This is a genomic window from Delftia sp. WSY_22, from assembly GCF_043104185.1.
In the GTDB taxonomy this organism is placed as follows: domain Bacteria; phylum Pseudomonadota; class Gammaproteobacteria; order Burkholderiales; family Burkholderiaceae_C; genus Comamonas; species Comamonas tsuruhatensis.
Map to the genome: position 1 here is coordinate 486,832 of NZ_JBICKN010000006.1, position 16,656 is coordinate 503,487.

At 65.4% G+C, this 16,656-nt stretch carries 16 protein-coding genes; 3 read left to right on the top strand and 13 right to left on the bottom strand.

Translation table 11 applies throughout. The features are described from left to right. Positions 1-60 precede the first annotated feature (60 nt). The 7 genes from ACF8NF_RS02815 to ACF8NF_RS02845 all read right to left on the bottom strand — a co-directional run bounded on the left by ACF8NF_RS02815 (position 61) and on the right by ACF8NF_RS02845 (position 6,081). On the bottom strand, positions 61-1,071 hold the full coding sequence (locus tag ACF8NF_RS02815) for an inorganic phosphate transporter (protein WP_016445779.1): 1,011 nt from the start codon (positions 1,069-1,071) through the stop codon (positions 61-63). 22 nt (positions 1,072-1,093) lie between these two features. After that, entirely contained in the window at positions 1,094-1,741 is a 648-nt protein-coding gene (locus tag ACF8NF_RS02820) for a DUF47 domain-containing protein (protein ID WP_016445778.1), read from the bottom strand. 143 nt (positions 1,742-1,884) lie between these two features. Next, entirely contained in the window at positions 1,885-2,247 is a 363-nt protein-coding gene (locus ACF8NF_RS02825) for a DMT family protein (protein WP_016445777.1), read from the bottom strand. A gap of 252 nt (positions 2,248-2,499) precedes the next feature. Then, a complete protein-coding gene (locus ACF8NF_RS02830; protein ID WP_047326590.1) occupies positions 2,500-3,246 on the bottom strand; it encodes an ABC transporter ATP-binding protein in 747 nt (248 codons plus the stop codon). A 3-nt stretch (positions 3,247-3,249) separates the two neighbouring features. Further along, positions 3,250-4,044, bottom strand: a complete 795-nt coding sequence (locus tag ACF8NF_RS02835; protein ID WP_016445775.1) for an ABC transporter ATP-binding protein — start codon at positions 4,042-4,044, stop codon at positions 3,250-3,252. Between the two features lie 17 nt (positions 4,045-4,061). Beyond that, positions 4,062-5,141, bottom strand: coding sequence for an ABC transporter ATP-binding protein (locus ACF8NF_RS02840; protein ID WP_277848896.1), 1,080 nt, complete (start codon positions 5,139-5,141; stop codon positions 4,062-4,064). A 10-nt stretch (positions 5,142-5,151) separates the two neighbouring features. Continuing rightward, entirely contained in the window at positions 5,152-6,081 is a 930-nt protein-coding gene (locus ACF8NF_RS02845) for a branched-chain amino acid ABC transporter permease (RefSeq protein ID WP_016445773.1), read from the bottom strand. Between the two features lie 305 nt (positions 6,082-6,386). On the opposite strand from ACF8NF_RS02845, the gene ACF8NF_RS02850 reads away from it, so the two are divergent. Further along, complete coding sequence (locus ACF8NF_RS02850) at positions 6,387-6,734, top strand: GFA family protein (RefSeq protein ID WP_016445772.1); 348 nt, start codon at positions 6,387-6,389, stop codon at positions 6,732-6,734. 8 nt (positions 6,735-6,742) lie between these two features. On the opposite strand, the gene ACF8NF_RS02855 is transcribed toward ACF8NF_RS02850, so the two are convergent. Together ACF8NF_RS02855 and ACF8NF_RS02860 are read right to left on the bottom strand one after the other, a co-directional pair. Beyond that, on the bottom strand, positions 6,743-7,348 hold the full coding sequence (locus ACF8NF_RS02855; protein WP_392450017.1) for a 2-hydroxychromene-2-carboxylate isomerase: 606 nt from the start codon (positions 7,346-7,348) through the stop codon (positions 6,743-6,745). Between the two features lie 52 nt (positions 7,349-7,400). Then, positions 7,401-8,129, bottom strand: a complete 729-nt coding sequence (locus ACF8NF_RS02860) for an SDR family oxidoreductase (RefSeq protein ID WP_016445770.1) — start codon at positions 8,127-8,129, stop codon at positions 7,401-7,403. Between the two features lie 91 nt (positions 8,130-8,220). On the opposite strand from ACF8NF_RS02860, the gene ACF8NF_RS02865 reads away from it, so the two are divergent. Then, the gene (locus ACF8NF_RS02865) at positions 8,221-8,670 is read left to right on the top strand and encodes a helix-turn-helix domain-containing protein (protein WP_016445769.1); all 450 of its coding nucleotides are present in this window, start codon (positions 8,221-8,223) and stop codon (positions 8,668-8,670) included. 38 nt (positions 8,671-8,708) lie between these two features. Here the strand turns inward: ACF8NF_RS02865 and ACF8NF_RS02870 are convergent, their stop codons facing one another. Next, the gene (locus ACF8NF_RS02870; RefSeq protein WP_016445768.1) at positions 8,709-10,019 is read right to left on the bottom strand and encodes a replication-associated recombination protein A; all 1,311 of its coding nucleotides are present in this window, start codon (positions 10,017-10,019) and stop codon (positions 8,709-8,711) included. 441 nt (positions 10,020-10,460) lie between these two features. On the opposite strand from ACF8NF_RS02870, the gene brnQ reads away from it, so the two are divergent. Next, a complete protein-coding gene (brnQ, locus tag ACF8NF_RS02875; RefSeq protein ID WP_016451105.1) occupies positions 10,461-11,774 on the top strand; it encodes a branched-chain amino acid transport system II carrier protein in 1,314 nt (437 codons plus the stop codon). Here brnQ and ACF8NF_RS02880 read toward each other — a convergent pair. From ACF8NF_RS02880 to ACF8NF_RS02890, 3 genes are all read right to left on the bottom strand, one after another. After that, complete coding sequence (locus ACF8NF_RS02880) at positions 11,761-13,287, bottom strand: methyl-accepting chemotaxis protein (protein WP_154833652.1); 1,527 nt, start codon at positions 13,285-13,287, stop codon at positions 11,761-11,763. The two genes, brnQ and ACF8NF_RS02880, sit on opposite strands and share 14 nt — an antisense overlap. A gap of 167 nt (positions 13,288-13,454) precedes the next feature. Next, positions 13,455-14,090 (bottom strand): outer membrane lipoprotein chaperone LolA, encoded by a 636-nt coding sequence (gene lolA, locus ACF8NF_RS02885; protein ID WP_203400474.1) that lies wholly within the window; start codon positions 14,088-14,090, stop codon positions 13,455-13,457. Positions 14,091-14,118: 28 nt separating this feature from the next. Next, a complete protein-coding gene (locus ACF8NF_RS02890; RefSeq protein WP_016445764.1) occupies positions 14,119-16,482 on the bottom strand; it encodes a DNA translocase FtsK in 2,364 nt (787 codons plus the stop codon). Between the last annotated feature and the right edge of the window lie 174 nt (positions 16,483-16,656).

Sequence of the window (16,656 nt, forward strand, 5' to 3'; positions counted from 1 at the left end):
CCCCCGAAAAAAGAAAGACCGCCATGGGCGGTCTTTCTTTTTGGCGGCAGCAGCCCCGGCTCAATACAGCTGCAGGCTGATCCAGTAGGCAATCGATGCCACGAAGGCGCTGGCAGGGATCGTCAGCACCCAGGCCCAGACGATGTTGCCTGCCACGCCCCAGCGCACGGCGCTGGCGCGCTGGGTGGAGCCCACGCCGACGATGGCACCGGTGATGGTGTGCGTGGTCGAGACCGGCACGCCCAGGAAGGTTGCAAAGAACAGCGTCAGTGCACCACCGCTTTCGGCGCAGAAGCCGCCCACGGGCTTGAGCTTGGTGATCTTCTGGCCCATGGTCTTGACGATGCGCCAGCCGCCGAACATGGTTCCCAGGCCGATGGCCAGGTAGCAGCTGACGATGGTCCACAGCGGCGGCTCGGCGTCGCCGGCATTGGCATAGCCGGTGGCGATCAGCAGCAGCCAGATGATGCCGATGGTCTTTTGCGCATCATTGCCGCCGTGGCCCAGGCTATAGGCACCGGCGGAGACCAGCTGCAGCCTGCGGAACCAGCGGTCCACCCTGTTGGGCGCGGCGCGCCGGCAGACCCAGGCCACCAGCACCATCATCAGCGAGCCCAGCAGGTAGCCCAGCAGCGGCGAGACGAAGATGAAAGCCACGGTCTTCCCGATGCCGCTGGCAATCAGCGCGCCTGCGCCGGCCTTGGCCATCACCGCACCCACGATGCCGCCGATCAGCGCATGCGAGGAACTGCTGGGGATGCCGTAGTGCCAGGTGATCACGTTCCAGGCAATGGCACCGACCAGGGCACCGAAGACCACATGCGTGTCGACGATGCCGGGCTGCACGATCCCCTTGCCCACGGTGGCTGCCACGCTCAGGTGAAAGACAAAGACCGCCACCACGTTGAAGAAGGCCGCGAAGGCCACGGCCTGCGTGGGCTTGAGCACGCCCGTGGAGACCACGGTGGCGATCGAGTTGGCAGCATCGTGGAAGCCGTTCATGAAGTCGAACAGCAGGGCCAGCACCACCAGCAGGATCACGACCCACAGGGCCGCTTGTACGGATTCCATAGAGAAACGACTCCGCGAGGGCTCAGGAATTCTCGAGGACGATGCCCTCGATCAGGTTGGCCACGTCCTCGCAGCGGTCGGTCACCGTCTCCAGCAGCTCGTAGATGGCCTTGAGCTTGATGACTTCGCGCACATCGGGCTCTTCGCGGAACAGCTTGCTCATGGCCGAGCGCATCACGCGGTCGGCGTCCGATTCGAGACGGTCGATTTCCTCGCAGGTCTTCATCGCCGCGTCCACCACCGAGGGATCGGAGATGCGCGACAGCAGCTTGACCGCATCGCGCAGCCGCTCGCAGCAGCGCACGCACAGGTCCGTCAGGCGCGTGATCTCTTCCGTCATGTGGCGCACGTCGTACAGCGCCATGGTCTCGGCCGAGTCCTGGATCAGGTCGGCCACGTCGTCCATGGTGTTGATCAGCGAGTGGATGTGCTCGCGGTCCAGCGGCGTGATGAAGGTCTTGTGCAGCGCCTTGGTGACGTCGTGCGTCACGCGGTCTGCGGCACGCTCGGCGTTGTTCACGTCCTCGTTGTACTTCTCGCGAAGATGAGGATCGTTGTAGTTGGCGACAAGCTGCGAGAAGGCATGCGCGGCTTCGACGATGCGATCGGCATGCTGGTTGAACATCTCGAAAAAATTGCCTTCGCGCGGCAATAACTTGCCAAAAAGCATGAATGCTCCTTACCGGGAAACAGGGGGAACCAGGCGACTCACTGCGTCACATTGCGGATGCTTGGCATGGCTTCCCGGCTTGAACGGGGCGAAGTGTACTCTTGAGTCCCAGGCGCGTTTTTGCGCGCCGGCGCGCCGCCCTGTCAGCCGCTGCGAAAAATAAAGTACACCGCGCCCACCATGCACAGCCCGGCCCAGAGGAAGTCCCATTTGAGCGGCTGGTTCAGGTAGAGCACGGCAAAGGGCGCGAACACCGCCAGCGTGATCACCTCCTGGATGATCTTGAGCTGCGCCACGCTGAACTGCGTGTGGCCTATGCGGTTGGCGGGCACCTGCAGCAGGTACTCGAACAGCGCGATGCCCCAGCTGACAAGGGCTGCCACGTACCAGGGCGACGAGGCGTGGTTCTTCAGGTGGCCATACCAGGCGAAGGTCATGAAGACATTGCTCATGGCCAGCAGGACCACGGTCTGCAGCCCGACGGGGATGTGTTGGAGCCAGTTCATGTGATGTGCAGCCCGACGCGGGGAAACCCAAATTATCGCGTCCGGCACTGGGCAGGGCGGATTTTCGATTTCTTTCCAAAAATTGCCTTTTTGCGCGAATTTCCTCGAATAACCCATTCCATCGCACAAATACGCAAAGTCTCGCATCGATCGACGCTTGATGAATCTTCATCAAATCGTCATATTTTTGCCATATCCCGTCAGTGGCACGGGGCATTCCATCCATCCCCGCGCTCACGGCAGCCGTGGCGCTCACTCGCCCAGATAGGCAGCCCGCACGCGCGGGTCGCTGAGCAGGGTCTGGCCGGGCCCCGTCATGGTGATCAGGCCGGACTCCATCACATAGCCGCGATCGGCCAGCGCCAGCGCACGGCTGGCATTTTGCTCGACCAGCACAAGGGTCACGCCCAGGCCGTGCACGTCGCTCACCACCTCGAAGATCTTGTCCACCATGATGGGCGACAGGCCCATGGAGGGCTCGTCCAGCAGCAGCACCTTGGGCTGGCTCATCAGCGCGCGCGCCATGGCCAGCATCTGCTGCTCGCCACCCGACATGGTGCCGGCCAGCTGGTCGCGGCGCTCCTTCAGCCGCGGGAAGATGCCGAACATGCGCTCGATGTCGGCGGCAATGCCGGCCTTGTCGTTGCGCGTGTAGGCGCCCATGAGCAGGTTCTCGGTGATGGTCATGCGCGCAAACACGCCGCGCCCTTCGGGCACCATGACCAGGCCCTGGGCCACCAGATCCCAGGCGCCCACGCCCCGGATGCTGCGGCCCAGGTAGTGCACGTCGCCGTCCGCCATCTGCAGGCTGCGCGTGACGGCCTTCATGGTGGTGGTCTTGCCGGCACCGTTGGAGCCGATCAGCGAGACCAGCTCGCCCTGGCGCACCTCGAAGTCCACGCCCTTGACGGCCTGAATGCCGCCATAGGCCACCTTCAGGCCCTCGACCTTCAGCAGCACCGGAGGGGACGCGCCCTTGTCTTGCTCTTGCTCGCCCATGGTTCAGTGTCCTCCCGTGCCCAGATAGGCTTCGATCACCTTGTCGTTCTTCTGCACCTCGGCCGGCGTGCCTTCGGCAATGGGCTTGCCATAGTCGAGCACGGTGACGCGGTCGCACAGGCCCATGACCAGCTTCACGTCGTGCTCGATCAGCAAGATGGTGCGCTGGTCGCGGCGGATGCGGTCGATCAGCTCGCGCAGCTGCACTTTCTCGGTGGCATTCATGCCGGCGGCAGGCTCGTCCAGCGCGATCAGCTGCGGGTCGGTGGCCAGGGCGCGGGCGATTTCCAGGCGCCGCTGGTCGCCGTAGCTCAGCGTGCGGGCCTTGAAGTCCGCGTACTTGGAGATGCCCACGTAGTCCAGCAATTCACGGGCGCGCGCGCGGATGGCGGCCTCCTCGGCCTTGAAGCCGCGCGTGCGCAGCACCGCGCCGATCAGGCCCGAGTGCGTGCGCACATGGCGCCCGACCATCACGTTCTCCAGCGCCGTCATCTCGGCAAACAGCCGGATGTTCTGGAAGGTGCGCGCAATGCCGGCCTTGGCCACCTTGTGCACGGCCGTGGGCTCGTAGGCCTTGCCGGCCAGCTCGAAACTGCCGCTGTCGGGCGTGTACAGGCCCGTGATCACGTTGAAGAAGGTGGTCTTGCCCGCGCCATTGGGTCCGATCAGTCCGTAGACCTGGCCCCGGCCAATGGTCATGCCCACATCGGACAGCGCCTGCAGCCCGCCGAAGCGTTTGGAAATGCCCGAAACCCTGAGCACCGGAGCGCTGGAGCTGTTGTCTGCCGTATTCGCCATCTGCGGTTTCTCCATGCTCAGGACTGGTGCGGCAGGTTCTTGCCATGCTCGGGCGACGGCCACAGGCCGCGCGGACGCATCAGCATGATGACGATCATGGCCAGCGCGATCAGCAGCTGGCGCAGGATGGAGGCATCGAGCCGCCCATCGGTCATCTGCTGCAGGGGACCGGCCACATAGCGCAGCACCTCGGGCAACGCCGACAGCAGCACCGCGCCCAGGATCACGCCGGGCAGATGGCCCAGGCCGCCGAGCACCACCATTGCCACGATCATGATGGACTCCATGAGGCTGAACGACTCGGGCGAGACGAAGCCCTGGAAGGCCGCGAACATGGCGCCCGAGACACCGCCAAAAGAGGCGCCCATGCCGAAGGCCAGCAGCTTCATGTTGCGCGTGTTGATGCCCATGGCCTTGGCGGCGATCTCATCCTCGCGGATGGCCATCCAGGCGCGGCCTATGCGCGAGTCCTGCAGGCGCCAGCAGATCACGATGCTGACCAGCACCAGGAAGAGGAACAGGTAGTAGTACAGCGTGACCGAGCTGATGTCGTAGCCGAAGATCTCCTGGCGCTTGGCCAGGTCCAGTCCCAGGATCTTGACCGAGTCGATCTGGCCTATGCCTTTGGGGCCATTGGTGATGTTGACCGGCTGGTCCAGGTTGTTCATGAAGATGCGGATGATCTCGCCGAAGCCCAGCGTGACGATGGCCAGGTAGTCCCCGCGCAGCTTGAGCACCGGAATGCCCAGCAAAATCCCCGTGATGGCCGCCAGCAGCGCCGCCAGCGGTATCACCAGCCAGATGGAGGTATGCAGCCCGTCCGGGAACATGGCGGCAAAGCCCTCGAAGGTCTCCGCCAGATGCGGCGAGGCCATCAGCGCGAACATGTAGGCGCCCACGGCGTAGAACGCCACATAGCCCAGGTCCAGCAGGCCCGCGTAGCCCACCACCACGTTCAGGCCCAGTGCCAGCAGCACATAGAGCAGCGCCAGGTCGGCGATGCGCACCCAGGCATTGCCGAAATACTGCAGCACCAGCGGCAGCGCCAGCAGCGCCAGGCCACCCAGGATCCATTGCACGGTCTTCTTGCTGTTCATGCGTCTCTCCTCAGGCGCGGTCGGCCACTCGCTCACCCAGCAGGCCCGAGGGGCGCAGCGTCAGGATGATGATGAGCACGATGAAGGCGAAGATGTCGGTGTAGTGGCTGCCCAGCACGCCGCCCGTGAGATCACCGATGTAGCCCGAGCCAATGGACTCGATCAGCCCCAGCAGCATGGCGCCGACCACGGCGCCCGCCAGGTTGCCGATGCCGCCGAACACGGCCGCCGTGAAGGCCTTGAGCCCCGGCAGAAAGCCCATGGTGTGGTGGGCCGTACCGTAGTTGGAGGCGTACATGATGCCCGCGATGGCCGCCAGCACGGCGCCGATGATGAAGGTGGCAGAGATCACCATGTCAGGCTTGACGCCCATCAAGGCCGCCACGCGCGGATTCTCGGCCGTGGCCCGCATGGCGCGCCCGAGCTTGGTGTAGTTGACCAGGTAGGTCAGCGCAGCCAGCGCAATCGCCGTGACCACCAGCACCAGGATCTGGGTGGGCGTGATCACCGCCGTGCCGATCTCGAAGGGCGTGCTCGGCAGCAGCGTGGGATAGGCCTTGTAGTTGGGCTTCCAGATGATCATGGCCAGCGTCTGCAGCAGCAGCGAGACGCCGATGGCCGTGATCAGGGGCGCCAGGCGCGGGCTGCTGCGCAGGCGCCGGTAGGCCACTTTCTCGATCACGAAATTCAGTGCGGCGGCCACCACGCAGGCGATCACCGTCGCCAGCAGCAGGATCAGCCAGCCCGGTGCGCCCGGCATGGCCTCCTGCATCAGGCCTATGCAGCTCCAGCTGGTCAGCGCCCCGACCATGAGCACCTCGCCATGGGCGAAGTTGATGAGCTGGATGATGCCGTACACCATGGTGTAGCCCAGGGCGATCAGGGCATACATGCTGCCCAGGACCAATCCGTTGATGACCTGCTGAAGCAGTATGTCCATATGCGCTCTCCCCTTTTGCTCAGGATGGAGACATTCAGCGTGCCTCGCATCCAAACGAACGGAGCCAGCAATGCCATGGTGGTGGAAGCTCTCCTGCCGCATCCCGGCTTGTGATCAGGAAGCCGCAGGGGATGGGCGATTCTAGGCACCCCCCGGTGGCCTGCAACGCCTTGTTGCAGCGGGGTTTCCCGAGGCTTTACAAGCCACGCGCTCTTATGTAGCACTGCAGCAATTTGCCGCAGCCAGCATGAACTCCTACCATCAACGGCAGTGCCGCCAGCAAGCGGCGGCCACGGAGAACCCCGATGAAATACCACGGCAGCTGCCACTGCGGCGGCATCGCTTTCGATGTGGAAGGCGAACTCACCCAGGTCATGGCCTGCAACTGCTCCATCTGCGCGCGCAAGGGCGCCCTCATGTGGTTCGTGCCCCGCGAACAGCTGCAGCTGAGCACGCCCGAGGAGCAGATGCGCTCCTACACCTTCCACCGGCATCTGATCCAGCACCGCTTCTGCCCGACCTGCGGCATCCACCCTTTCGGCGAAGCCACCGATCCCAAGGGCCGGCACATGGCGGCCGTCAACGTGCGCTGCCTGGAAGGCGTGGATGCCGAAGCCTTGCGCATCACGCGCTACGACGGACGGTCGGCCTGAGGCTGGCTTCAGGCCCGCAGCGCTTCTTCCTCCACATCGCGCAGGCGGTCCTTGCCGAAGTAGATCTCGTCGCCAACAAAAAAGGTGGGCGATCCGAAAGCGCCACGGTGGAAGGCCTGCTCGGTATTTGCCAGCAGCCGGGCCTTGACTTCGGGCGTCTGGCTTGCGGCGATCAGGGCTGGGGCGTCCAGACCCGCCTCGGACAGCTCGGTGCCGATCACCTGGGCATCGTCCATCTTGCAGCCCTTCTCCCACATGCTGGAGAACACCGCATCGACATAGCGCTCGAAGCAGCCCATGTCCTGGGCGGCCACGGCCCCACGCATGATCTGCAGGGTGTTCACGGGAAAGTGCGGATTCATCCGGAAGCGCGTGAGGCTGTGCCTGTGCACGAAGCGCTGCAGCTCCAGCGCCTCATAGGCGCGCTTGTTGGGAATGTCGGCATTGGCCTCGGCCGGGGAGCGGTTGTTGGCCAGCTTGAACAGGCCTCCCAGCAGGACAGGCACATATTCGAAGCGGATGCCGCTGCGCGCCTCGATCCGGGGAATGATCTGGTGGCAGAGATAGGCGTTGGGGCTGCCGAAGTCGAAGAGAAATTGCACCTTGGTGTTCATGGCGTGGCCTGCGGGAGTGGGAGGAAGTGACGATGCGATAAGGCAAGGCGGCTCACCACGGCTCCATCCAGGGACGGATCTCGGTCTCGTGCGTCCAGGCGTCGCGCGGCTGCTGGTGCAGTTGCCAGTAGAGGTCGGCAATGTGCTCGGGATTGAGGATGCCGCCCTGCTCCTTGAGGGCATAGCGCTCGGGGAAATTGCTGCGGATGAATTCGGTGTCTATGGCGCCGTCGATCACGGGATGGGCCACATGGATGCCCTTGGGCCAGAGTTCGCGCGCCATGCTCTGCGCCAGGGCGCGCAGGCCATGCTTGGCACCGGCAAACGCGGCAAAGCCCTCGCGCCCGCGCAGGCTGGCCGTGGCACCCGTGAAGATGATGGTGCCCCGGCCGCGCGGCAGCATCACCCTGGCCGCCTCCCGCCCCATCAGAAAGCCGGCGAAGCAGGCCATCTCCCAGACCTTGAAGTAGACGCGCGCCGTGGTTTCGGTGATGCCGAAGCGCACGTTGGCGCCGATGTTGAAGACGGCGACCTCGATGGGTGCGATCTCGGCCTCGATCTTCTGCACCAGGGCCACCATTTCCTCTTCCTTGCGCGCGTCGCTGCCAAAACCATGGGCTTCACCCCCTGCGGCGCGGATCTGCTCGACCAGCGGCTGGAGTTTGTCGGCATCGCGGCGGGTGACGCAGGCGATATAGCCTTCGCGCGCAAAGCGCCGGGCAATCGCCCCGCCCGTGGCGTCACCGGCACCGATGACGAGGATAGCTTTCTTGTCGGTCATGGAATCTCCGTGGATGAAGAAGTCAGTTCATTTTTTGAACTTTATGCACGGTAGGTTTAAAATCTGAACCCGTCAAGCGGGGAACTGCCCAATGAAATGGAACGAACTGGAAGAGGAGCGCTGCTCCATCGCACGCACGGTCTCGGTCATCGGTGACCGCTGGACGCTGCTGGTGCTGCGCGACTGCTTTCTGGGAGTGCGCCGCTTCGATGAATTCCTGGGGCGCCTGGGCATTTCACGCCCTATGCTGTCGGACAGGCTGGCCAGGCTGGTCGAGGCCGGCGTGCTCAAGAAGGTGGCCTACCAGGAGGCGCCGGTGCGGCACGAGTACCGCCTCACGTCCAAGGGACTGGACCTGCATCCCGTGGTCATGGCCATCGTGCACTGGGGCGATGTGCACATGTCCGGCGAGGAAGGCCGGCCCCTGCTGCACCGGCATTCGGTGTGCGGCCACACGTTCGATCCCCTGATCGTCTGCTCGCACTGCCACGCTCCCTTGCACGCGCGGGATGTGACGGTGGAGCCCGGCCCGGGCGCCTAGCCCTGGCTCCAGCCCCGGCCTGCTCTCACGGGATTCGGCTATGCGCCGCCGCCGCCAGCCTCTTCATCCCACTTGCGCAGCACGGCCAGCTTCTCGCCGATCTTGATCTCCAGGCCCCGTGGCACGGGCTGGTACCAGCCCGGCTCCGCAATGCCCTCGGGCAGATAGGTCTCGCCGGCCGCGTAGGCGTTGGGCTCGTCGTGCGCGTAGCGGTATTCATGGCCGTAGCCCAGCTCCTTCATGAGCTTGGTGGGCGCGTTGCGCAGGTGCACGGGCACCTCGCGGCTCCTGTCCTGCTTCACGAAGGCCCGGGCCTTGTTGTAGGCGTTGTAGCCGGCGTTGCTCTTGGGAGCCATGGCCAGGTAGATGACGGCCTGGCCCAGGGCCAGCTCGCCTTCGGGGCTGCCCAGGCGCTCGTAGGTCAGGGCCGCATCGTTGGCGATCTGCATGGCGCGCGGATCGGCCAGGCCTATGTCTTCCCAGGCCATGCGCACGATGCGCCGCGACAGGTAGCGCGCATCGGCGCCGCCGTCGAGCATGCGGGTGAGCCAGTAGAGCGCTGCATCCGGATGGGAGCCGCGCACGGACTTGTGCAGGGCCGAGATCTGGTCGTAGAAGTTGTCGCCCCCCTTGTCGAAGCGCCTGGCATTCAGGGTCAGCGCGTTCTGCACGAATTCGGCATCGATCCGGGTGACGCCTGCAGCGCCCGCCGCAGTCTGGCATTGCTCCAGCAGGTTAAGGAACCGCCGGGCGTCGCCATCGGCATAGCCGATGATGGTGTCCCGCGCCAGGTCGTCGAACTGCAGGCCGCCCAGGGCCTTTTCCTGCGCACGCTGCAGCAGCTGCCTGAGCTCTTCGTCGGTCAGGGACTGCAGCACATAGACCTGTGCGCGCGACAGCAGGGCCGAGTTCACCTCGAAGGACGGATTCTCCGTGGTGGCGCCGATGAAGGTCACCAGGCCGCTTTCCGCATAGGGCAGCAGCGCATCCTGCTGGGATTTGTTGAAGCGGTGGATCTCGTCCACGAAGAGGATGGTGTGCCGGCCCATGGCCAGGTTCTGCTGCGCCTGCTCCATGGCCGCACGGATGTCCTTGACCCCGGAGAACACCGCAGACAGCGCAATGAACTCGCACTTGAAGGCCGTGGCCGTGAGCCGGGCCAGCGTGGTCTTGCCCACGCCGGGTGGCCCCCAGAAGATCATGGAATGCGGCTTGCCCGACTGGAAGGCCAGGCGCAGCGGCTTGCCTTCGCCCAGCAGGTGGGACTGGCCCACGACCTCGTCCAGGGTCTTGGGCCGCAGGGCTTCGGCCAGTGGTGCGGAGGGCTCCTGGGTGAACAGATCAGCCATGGGGCAGCTCTCTCGAAGGCCGCTCCCCGCACGCGAGGTGCGGCAGCCCGTGTTGCGGATTCTTCGCCAAGGGGAACAGATGCAGTTGCAGAACCATGGCGCCATTGTCCACGCCATGGCTGGCGCAGGTGCGCCAGGCCTTGATGCCTGATGTCGGCCGTGGACTGAAACTCCTGATCTTCAGACGGGAATATGGCCATCGCCTCCAGGCATGTCACTGAAACGACATGGATTGTTTGCATGCACCCCATCAAGAGCAATCACTGACATTTCACACCTGCTTCGGGCCGCAGCCCTAAAATGCTGCCCTTTGCGGAGCCGGCCGCGCGATCCACGCGCGACCTTCGGGCCTGCGTCATCGCAGCCTTCCAACCCGCGCCTACCTCCGTTTACGGAACCGCCTGCCATGCGGCAATGCGGTGCCTTTTCATTTCTGCATCCATGCAAACACTCAAGACCAGGGACCTGATCGCCCTAGGCTTCATGACCTTTGCGCTGTTCCTCGGCGCGGGCAACATCATCTTTCCGCCCATGGTCGGCCAGGGCGCCGGCGAACACGCGGCCGCCGCGGCCACCGGCTTCCTGCTGACGGGCGTGGGCCTGCCCCTGCTCACGGTGGTCGCACTGGCGCGCGTGGGCGGCGGCATGGACGCACTGACCTCGCCCGTGGGCCGCAAGGCCGGAATGGTGCTGGGCTTGCTGATCTATCTCATCCTGGGGCCGCTGTTCGCCACGCCGCGCACGGCGACGGTGTCGTTCGAGATGGGCTTTGCGCCCTTCATGGGCCACAGCAGCACAGCCCTGTTCATCTACTCTGCCGTGTACTTCGCCCTGGTCATGGGCCTGTCCCTGTTCCCGGGCAAGCTGATCGACAACATCGGCAAGCTGATCACGCCCGTGTTGATCCTGGCGCTGGTGGTGCTGGGCGCCGCCGCCGTGCTGCTGCCGGCCGGGGAGGCCACCAGGGCCAGTGGCGACTACCTGGTGTCGCCGCTGACCGAAGGTTTCCTGGAGGGCTACCAGACCATGGACGCGCTGGGGGCGCTGGCCTTCGGCATCGTCATCGTCAACGCCATCCGTGACCGCGGCATCTCCGATACCGGCCTGCAGACGCGCTACGCCATCGTCGCGGGCGTGATCGCCGCCGTCGGACTGGGCATGGTGTATCTGTCGCTGATCCATCTGGGCGCCACCAGCCAGTCCATCGCCCCGCAGGCACAGACCGGCGTGCTCATCCTCACGCGCTATGTGGATCACACCTTCGGCCCCATCGGCAGCCTGCTGCTGGCCGTGGTGATCTCCCTGGCCTGCCTGACCACGGCCGTGGGCCTGGTCAGTGCCTGCGGCGCCTACTTCAGCCAAATGCTGCGCCTGCCCTACCGTGCAGTGGTGGTGGCCATCGGCCTGGCCTGCATTCTGGTGTCCAACCAGGGCCTGGCCCAATTGATCGCCGTATCCGGACCCGTGCTCGTGGGCATCTACCCGCTGGCCATCGCCCTGGTGGTGCTGAGCCTGCTGTCGGGCCTGTGGCGCAATGCGCAGCGGGTGTTCGCACCGGTGCTGGCCGTGGCCCTGTTGTTTGGTCTCATCGATGCAGCCAGGGCTGCCGGCTGGCAGGACTGGCTGCCCGCGTTCCTGAACAGCCTGCCGGGCAACGGCATGGGCTGGGCCCTGCCCGTGGCCGCGACCCTGGTGCTGGCCGCCCTCCACGACCGGCTGCGCCCTGCGCCCGCCGCTGCGTTCAAGCCGTCCTGAACCTTGACATGAGTTCGACCAGCTGATGGGCCTGCTTGCGCAGGCTCTCGGCGGCCGAACTGGTCTGCTCCACCAGCGCGGCGTTCTGCTGGGTGCCTTCCTCGATGCGGACGATGGCGCTGTTGACATGGCTCACGCCCGCGCTCTGTTCGCCGCTGGAATGGCTGATGGCGCCGATCATGCGCGAGACCTTGGCAATCGCCTCCTGCACCGAGGCCATGGTCGCGCCCGCACTGTCCACCTCCTGGGCGCCCAGGGCCACGCGCTGGGCGTTGGCCTGGATCAGGTCGCGGATCTCCCGCGCCGCACCCGAGCTGCGCTGGGCCAGCGTGCGCACCTCGGCGGCCACCACCGCAAAGCCCCGGCCCTGCTCGCCGGCCCGTGCGGCCTCCACGGCCGCGTTGAGCGCAAGAATGTTGGTCTGGAAGGCAATGCCGTCGATCACCTCGATGATGCTGACCACGCGTTCGGACGCATCCTGGATGCTGCGCATGGTGCCCACGACGGCCGAGATGGCATCGCCGCCGCGCGTGGCAATGTCGCTGGCGGACGAAGCCAGCAGGTTGGCCTTCTCTGCGTGATCGGCATTGCCGCGCACGGTGGAGTCGAGCTGGTCCATGGAGGATGCCGTCATCTGCAGGGCCGACGCCTGCTGCTCGGTGCGCTGGGCCAGGTCGCTGTTGCCCGCTGCGATCTGCGAGCTGGCGGATGCCACCTGCTCCGCATTGCCGCGCACTTCCACGACGATGCTGCGCAGCTGTTCCTGCATGGCGCCCAGCGCCCGCAGCAGCTGGCCCAGCTCGTCGCGGCCGCCGCTCGCTATGGCATTGGTCAGATGGCCACGGGCCACGTTCTCGGCCAGCCGGACCGCGCTGCGCAGCGGTGCCACCACGGCGCGGGTGATGAGCCAGCCAATGGCCACGCCGGCCACGGCCGCCACCAGCATCAGCGCCAGGCTCAATTCCGTGGCGCGCCTGCCGCTGCTGTACGCATCGTCGGCCACGGACTTGCTCTGGGCAGCGATGCCTGCCTTGAGTTGGGACAGCAGCTCGGCCGGCTCGCGGTCCACGCCGCGCACGGCCATGTCGCCCACGGAGGGGTCGAAGCCCGTGGCCTCGAACTTGTCCAGGCCCACGCGATAGCCCTCGGCCATCTTGCGGTGCTGTGCCACAAAGCGCTGGGCCATCTCGCGCAGGGCGGTGTCTTCCACCAGGGCCAGCAAGGCGGTGGTCTTGTCCTGCACGGCGCGCTCATCGGACAGAAAGCCCTTCCAGTGCCGCTCGCGCAGCGCGTTGTCCGAGCCGCGCAGCAGCACGTTCTTCCATTCCTGGACCTGGGTCTTGAAGTGGCCTTCCACTTCTGCGGCAAGGCGCTCTGCGGCCATGTGGCGCTGTACGTCGCCGTGAAAGACGCCAAGGGATTGATGGGCCGACCAGAGGCCGAAGAATCCGGCGGCCAGGGTGAATAGCAGCGCCATGGCAATGGCGAGCGGCAACTTGCGACTGAGGTTCATAAAGACATGCGAGAGCCGGCCAGCATGTCCTCGAAGGGACGTCGAAACAGTCGCTGGCCGCAGGCCGCTATTGTCCCGGCGATATTAGGCAAAACCATTACAAAACCTCACAAACTGCGCACCGCAGCGTGTGAGGTTCTTGAAGGGCCGCCCTGTGCAGCGGTGGATTACTGCTTGAGCACGTCGGCGCCCGCAGGCACCTTGAACTCGAAGGTCGAGGCCGGCAGGGATGCCTGGGTCTGCAGCTTGCTGAAGCGGATCAGCGAACGCTGGCCAAAGCTGTCGAGGATGTCCAGCGCCGAAAGCTGCCCATCGGCTGCAAAGCCTACGCGCACGCTCTTGAGCTGGCCGTTCCTGTCCTTGGGGCTGGCCTGGACCCATTGCAGGCCATCCTGCTCGGGCGCGGACTGCAGATCGAAATCGGCGCTCAACGCCTTGAGATCGCTGGCCGACGCCAGGATGGCGGCAGGCGTGCTGCCCAGGGCCTGGGCCTGCGCGCGCTGCGTGACCTGGTTGAGGTCGGCGTCATAGAGCCACAGTGTCTTGCCGTCGGCCACGATGGTCTGCTCGAACGGCTTGGTGTAGACGAACCTGAACTTGCCGGGACGCTGGAATTCGAATTGGCCGCTGGAGTTCTTGGTGCGCGGCGGCTGGCCATCCTTGGACGGGGCCGTGACGGCCTGGGTGAATTCGGCGCGGCCGGCCTGGGAATTCTTCATGAAGGCTTCCAGGCTCTTGAGGCCATCGGCCCACGAGACCGTCGCGCTTGCCGCGATCACAACTGCAGTCAACAGACGTTTCATTCTTTCTCCATGATTGCGAAATGCGGGCTCATTCCCCGGCGCGCGCCGGCACCAGCACTTCGCGCTGCCCGCTGGCCGTGAGACCGCTGACCAGGCCCGCCTTTTCCATATCTTCCAGCAGGCGGGCCGAGCGGTTGTAACCAATCCTGAGCTTGCGCTGCACATACGAGATGCTGGCCTTGCGGTCCTTGAGCACCACTTCCACGGCCTGGTCGTACATGGGATCCTTCTCGCCGTTGCCACCGTCGCCGGACTCCGCGCCGAACTCGCTGTCGCCCTCGGCCGTGCCGCCTTCGAGCACACCCTCGATATAGTCGGCCTCGCCCTGCTCCTTGAGGTAGCCCACGACGCGGTGCACTTCCTCGTCGGACACAAAGGCGCCGTGCACGCGCACGGGCAGGCCCGTGCCGCTGGCCATGTAGAGCATGTCGCCCATGCCCAGCAGGGACTCGGCACCCATCTGGTCGAGCACGGTGCGGCTGTCGATCTTGCTGCTGACCTGGAAGGCGATGCGCGTGGGAATGTTGGCCTTGATCAGGCCGGTGATCACGTCCACGCTGGGGCGCTGGGTGGCCAGGATCAGGTGGATGCCGGCCGCGCGGGCCTTCTGGGCCAGGCGCGCGATCAGCTCCTCGATCTTCTTGCCGACCACCATCATCAGGTCGGCCAGCTCGTCGATGACGATGACGATGTGCGGCAGGCGCTGCAGCGGCTCGGGCTCCTCGGGCGTGAGGCTGAAGGGGTTGGGAATCGATTCCTCGCGCGCCTTGGCCTCGTCGATCTTGGTGTTGTAGCCCGCCAGATTGCGCACGCCCAGCTTGCTCATGAGCTTGTAGCGGCGCTCCATCTCGGCCACGCACCAGTTCAGGCCGTTGGCGGCCTGCTTCATGTCGGTGACCACGGGGCACAGCAGGTGAGGAATGCCTTCGTAGACCGACATTTCCAGCATCTTGGGGTCGATCATCAGCAGGCGCACATCGCGCGCCTCGGCCTTGTACAGCAGCGACAGGATCATGGCGTTGATCCCCACCGACTTGCCCGAACCCGTGGTGCCGGCGACCAGCACGTGCGGCATCTTGGCCAGATCGGCCACCACCGGGTTGCCCACGATGTCCTTGCCCAGGCCCATGGTCAGCATGCTCTTGGCATCGTGGTAGACCTGCGAGCCCAGCACCTCGGACAGGCGGATGGACTGGCGCTTGGCATTGGGCAGCTCCAGCGCCATGAAGTTCTTGCCGGGGATCGTCTCGATCACTCGGATGGACACCAGGGACAGCGAGCGCGCCAGATCCTTGGCCAGGTTCACGATCTGCGAGCCCTTGACACCCGTGGCCGGTTCGATCTCGTAGCGCGTGATCACGGGGCCGGGCATGGCGGCCACCACATGCACTTCCACGCCAAAGTCCTTGAGGCGCTTTTCGATCAGCCGGCTGGTCATCTCCAGCGTCTCGGGCGAGACGCTTTCCTGGCGCTGCTGCGCCGCATCGAGCAGGTCCACCTGGGGCAGCTTGCTGTCGGGCAATTCGGAGAACAGCGGCTTCTGGCGCTCCTTGACCACGCGCACGCTGGGGGCCGCCGCCTCCTGCAACACGGGCTCGATGATCTGCACGGGCTGCGGGTGCTGCACGGCGCTTTCCGTGCGCTCTTCCTGCAACACCTCTTCGCGCTCGCGCGCGGCACGGCGGCCTGCGGCCTCGTCCCGGGCCTTCTCGCGGCGCGCGAAGAGGAAATGCACCCATCCATCCAGGCGTGCGCCCATGGATTCGGCCAGATGCCCCCAGGAAAAGCGGAACACCATGGCCAGGCCGATCACGGCCACGCAGATGCCGATCAGGCCCGAACCCATGAAGCCCAGCCATTGCAGGCTGTGGTAGCCCAGCATGTAGCCAAAGACGCCGCCGGCAGGGCCTGGCAGCACGCTCTCGAAGCGGTACAGCCGCGTCCATTCCAGCGCGCAGCTTGCGCCCAGCAGCAGCAGCAGGCCACCCCAGAAACGCAGGCGCCGGCGCCACAGCGGCGGCAGTTGCACGCCATCGCGGGGCACGCCGCCCCGCAACCAGCGGGCGAAGGAAGACATCCAGGTCTGCACCGAGGCCAGCACCAGCCACCAGACCGACATGCCGAAGCCGAAATAGCAGGCGTCGGCCAGCCAGGCTCCGACGCGGCCCATCCAGTTGGCGACCAGGCGCGCGTGTCCCGCCCCGGAGGTGGACCACGCTGGATCCTGGGGCGAGTAGCTGAGCATGGAGGCAAGCCAGAACACCAGGGCCAGCAGCCCCGCCAACAGCAGCATTTCATGGCCGAAGCGCGCCACCATGCCGGGGCGCGCCGCAGACTTGGATTTGCCCTTGGCGGATGTGGAAGCGTTCAGAGCGTTCAATGAGTAGGTCATACGCAGGCGGGAGCTTACCCCAGCCCCCTCGGGCTGGCCGCAAAAACAGCCAGGACGGCCTGCTAGCGTAATGCAAGCACTTGCAACAGAACATGACGCCGCTGCATGACGGCGCCATGTCGATCATTTTTGACAATCCGGGCCATTGATCCGCATGGCAACGGGAACCCGGCT

What these genes read in the sequence shown, in the direction of transcription:
- ACF8NF_RS02820 (WP_016445778.1), bottom strand. Translation starts at nt 1,741, where the DNA reads ATGCTTTTTGGCAAGTTATTGCCGCGCGAAGGCAATTTTTTCGAGATG.
- ACF8NF_RS02865 (WP_016445769.1), top strand. Translation starts at nt 8,221, where the DNA reads ATGAAATGGAACGAACTGGAAGAGGAGCGCTGCTCCATCGCACGCACG.
- ACF8NF_RS02860 (WP_016445770.1), bottom strand. Translation starts at nt 8,129, where the DNA reads ATGACCGACAAGAAAGCTATCCTCGTCATCGGTGCCGGTGACGCCACG.
- ACF8NF_RS02835 (WP_016445775.1), bottom strand. Translation starts at nt 4,044, where the DNA reads ATGGCGAATACGGCAGACAACAGCTCCAGCGCTCCGGTGCTCAGGGTT.
- ACF8NF_RS02890 (WP_016445764.1), bottom strand. Translation starts at nt 16,482, where the DNA reads ATGACCTACTCATTGAACGCTCTGAACGCTTCCACATCCGCCAAGGGC.
- ACF8NF_RS02880 (WP_154833652.1), bottom strand. Translation starts at nt 13,287, where the DNA reads ATGAACCTCAGTCGCAAGTTGCCGCTCGCCATTGCCATGGCGCTGCTA.
- lolA (WP_203400474.1), bottom strand. Translation starts at nt 14,090, where the DNA reads ATGAAACGTCTGTTGACTGCAGTTGTGATCGCGGCAAGCGCGACGGTC.
- brnQ (WP_016451105.1), top strand. Translation starts at nt 10,461, where the DNA reads ATGCAAACACTCAAGACCAGGGACCTGATCGCCCTAGGCTTCATGACC.
- ACF8NF_RS02850 (WP_016445772.1), top strand. Translation starts at nt 6,387, where the DNA reads ATGAAATACCACGGCAGCTGCCACTGCGGCGGCATCGCTTTCGATGTG.
- ACF8NF_RS02845 (WP_016445773.1), bottom strand. Translation starts at nt 6,081, where the DNA reads ATGGACATACTGCTTCAGCAGGTCATCAACGGATTGGTCCTGGGCAGC.
- ACF8NF_RS02840 (WP_277848896.1), bottom strand. Translation starts at nt 5,141, where the DNA reads ATGAACAGCAAGAAGACCGTGCAATGGATCCTGGGTGGCCTGGCGCTG.
- ACF8NF_RS02815 (WP_016445779.1), bottom strand. Translation starts at nt 1,071, where the DNA reads ATGGAATCCGTACAAGCGGCCCTGTGGGTCGTGATCCTGCTGGTGGTG.
- ACF8NF_RS02825 (WP_016445777.1), bottom strand. Translation starts at nt 2,247, where the DNA reads ATGAACTGGCTCCAACACATCCCCGTCGGGCTGCAGACCGTGGTCCTG.
- ACF8NF_RS02855 (WP_392450017.1), bottom strand. Translation starts at nt 7,348, where the DNA reads ATGAACACCAAGGTGCAATTTCTCTTCGACTTCGGCAGCCCCAACGCC.
- ACF8NF_RS02830 (WP_047326590.1), bottom strand. Translation starts at nt 3,246, where the DNA reads ATGGGCGAGCAAGAGCAAGACAAGGGCGCGTCCCCTCCGGTGCTGCTG.
- ACF8NF_RS02870 (WP_016445768.1), bottom strand. Translation starts at nt 10,019, where the DNA reads ATGGCTGATCTGTTCACCCAGGAGCCCTCCGCACCACTGGCCGAAGCC.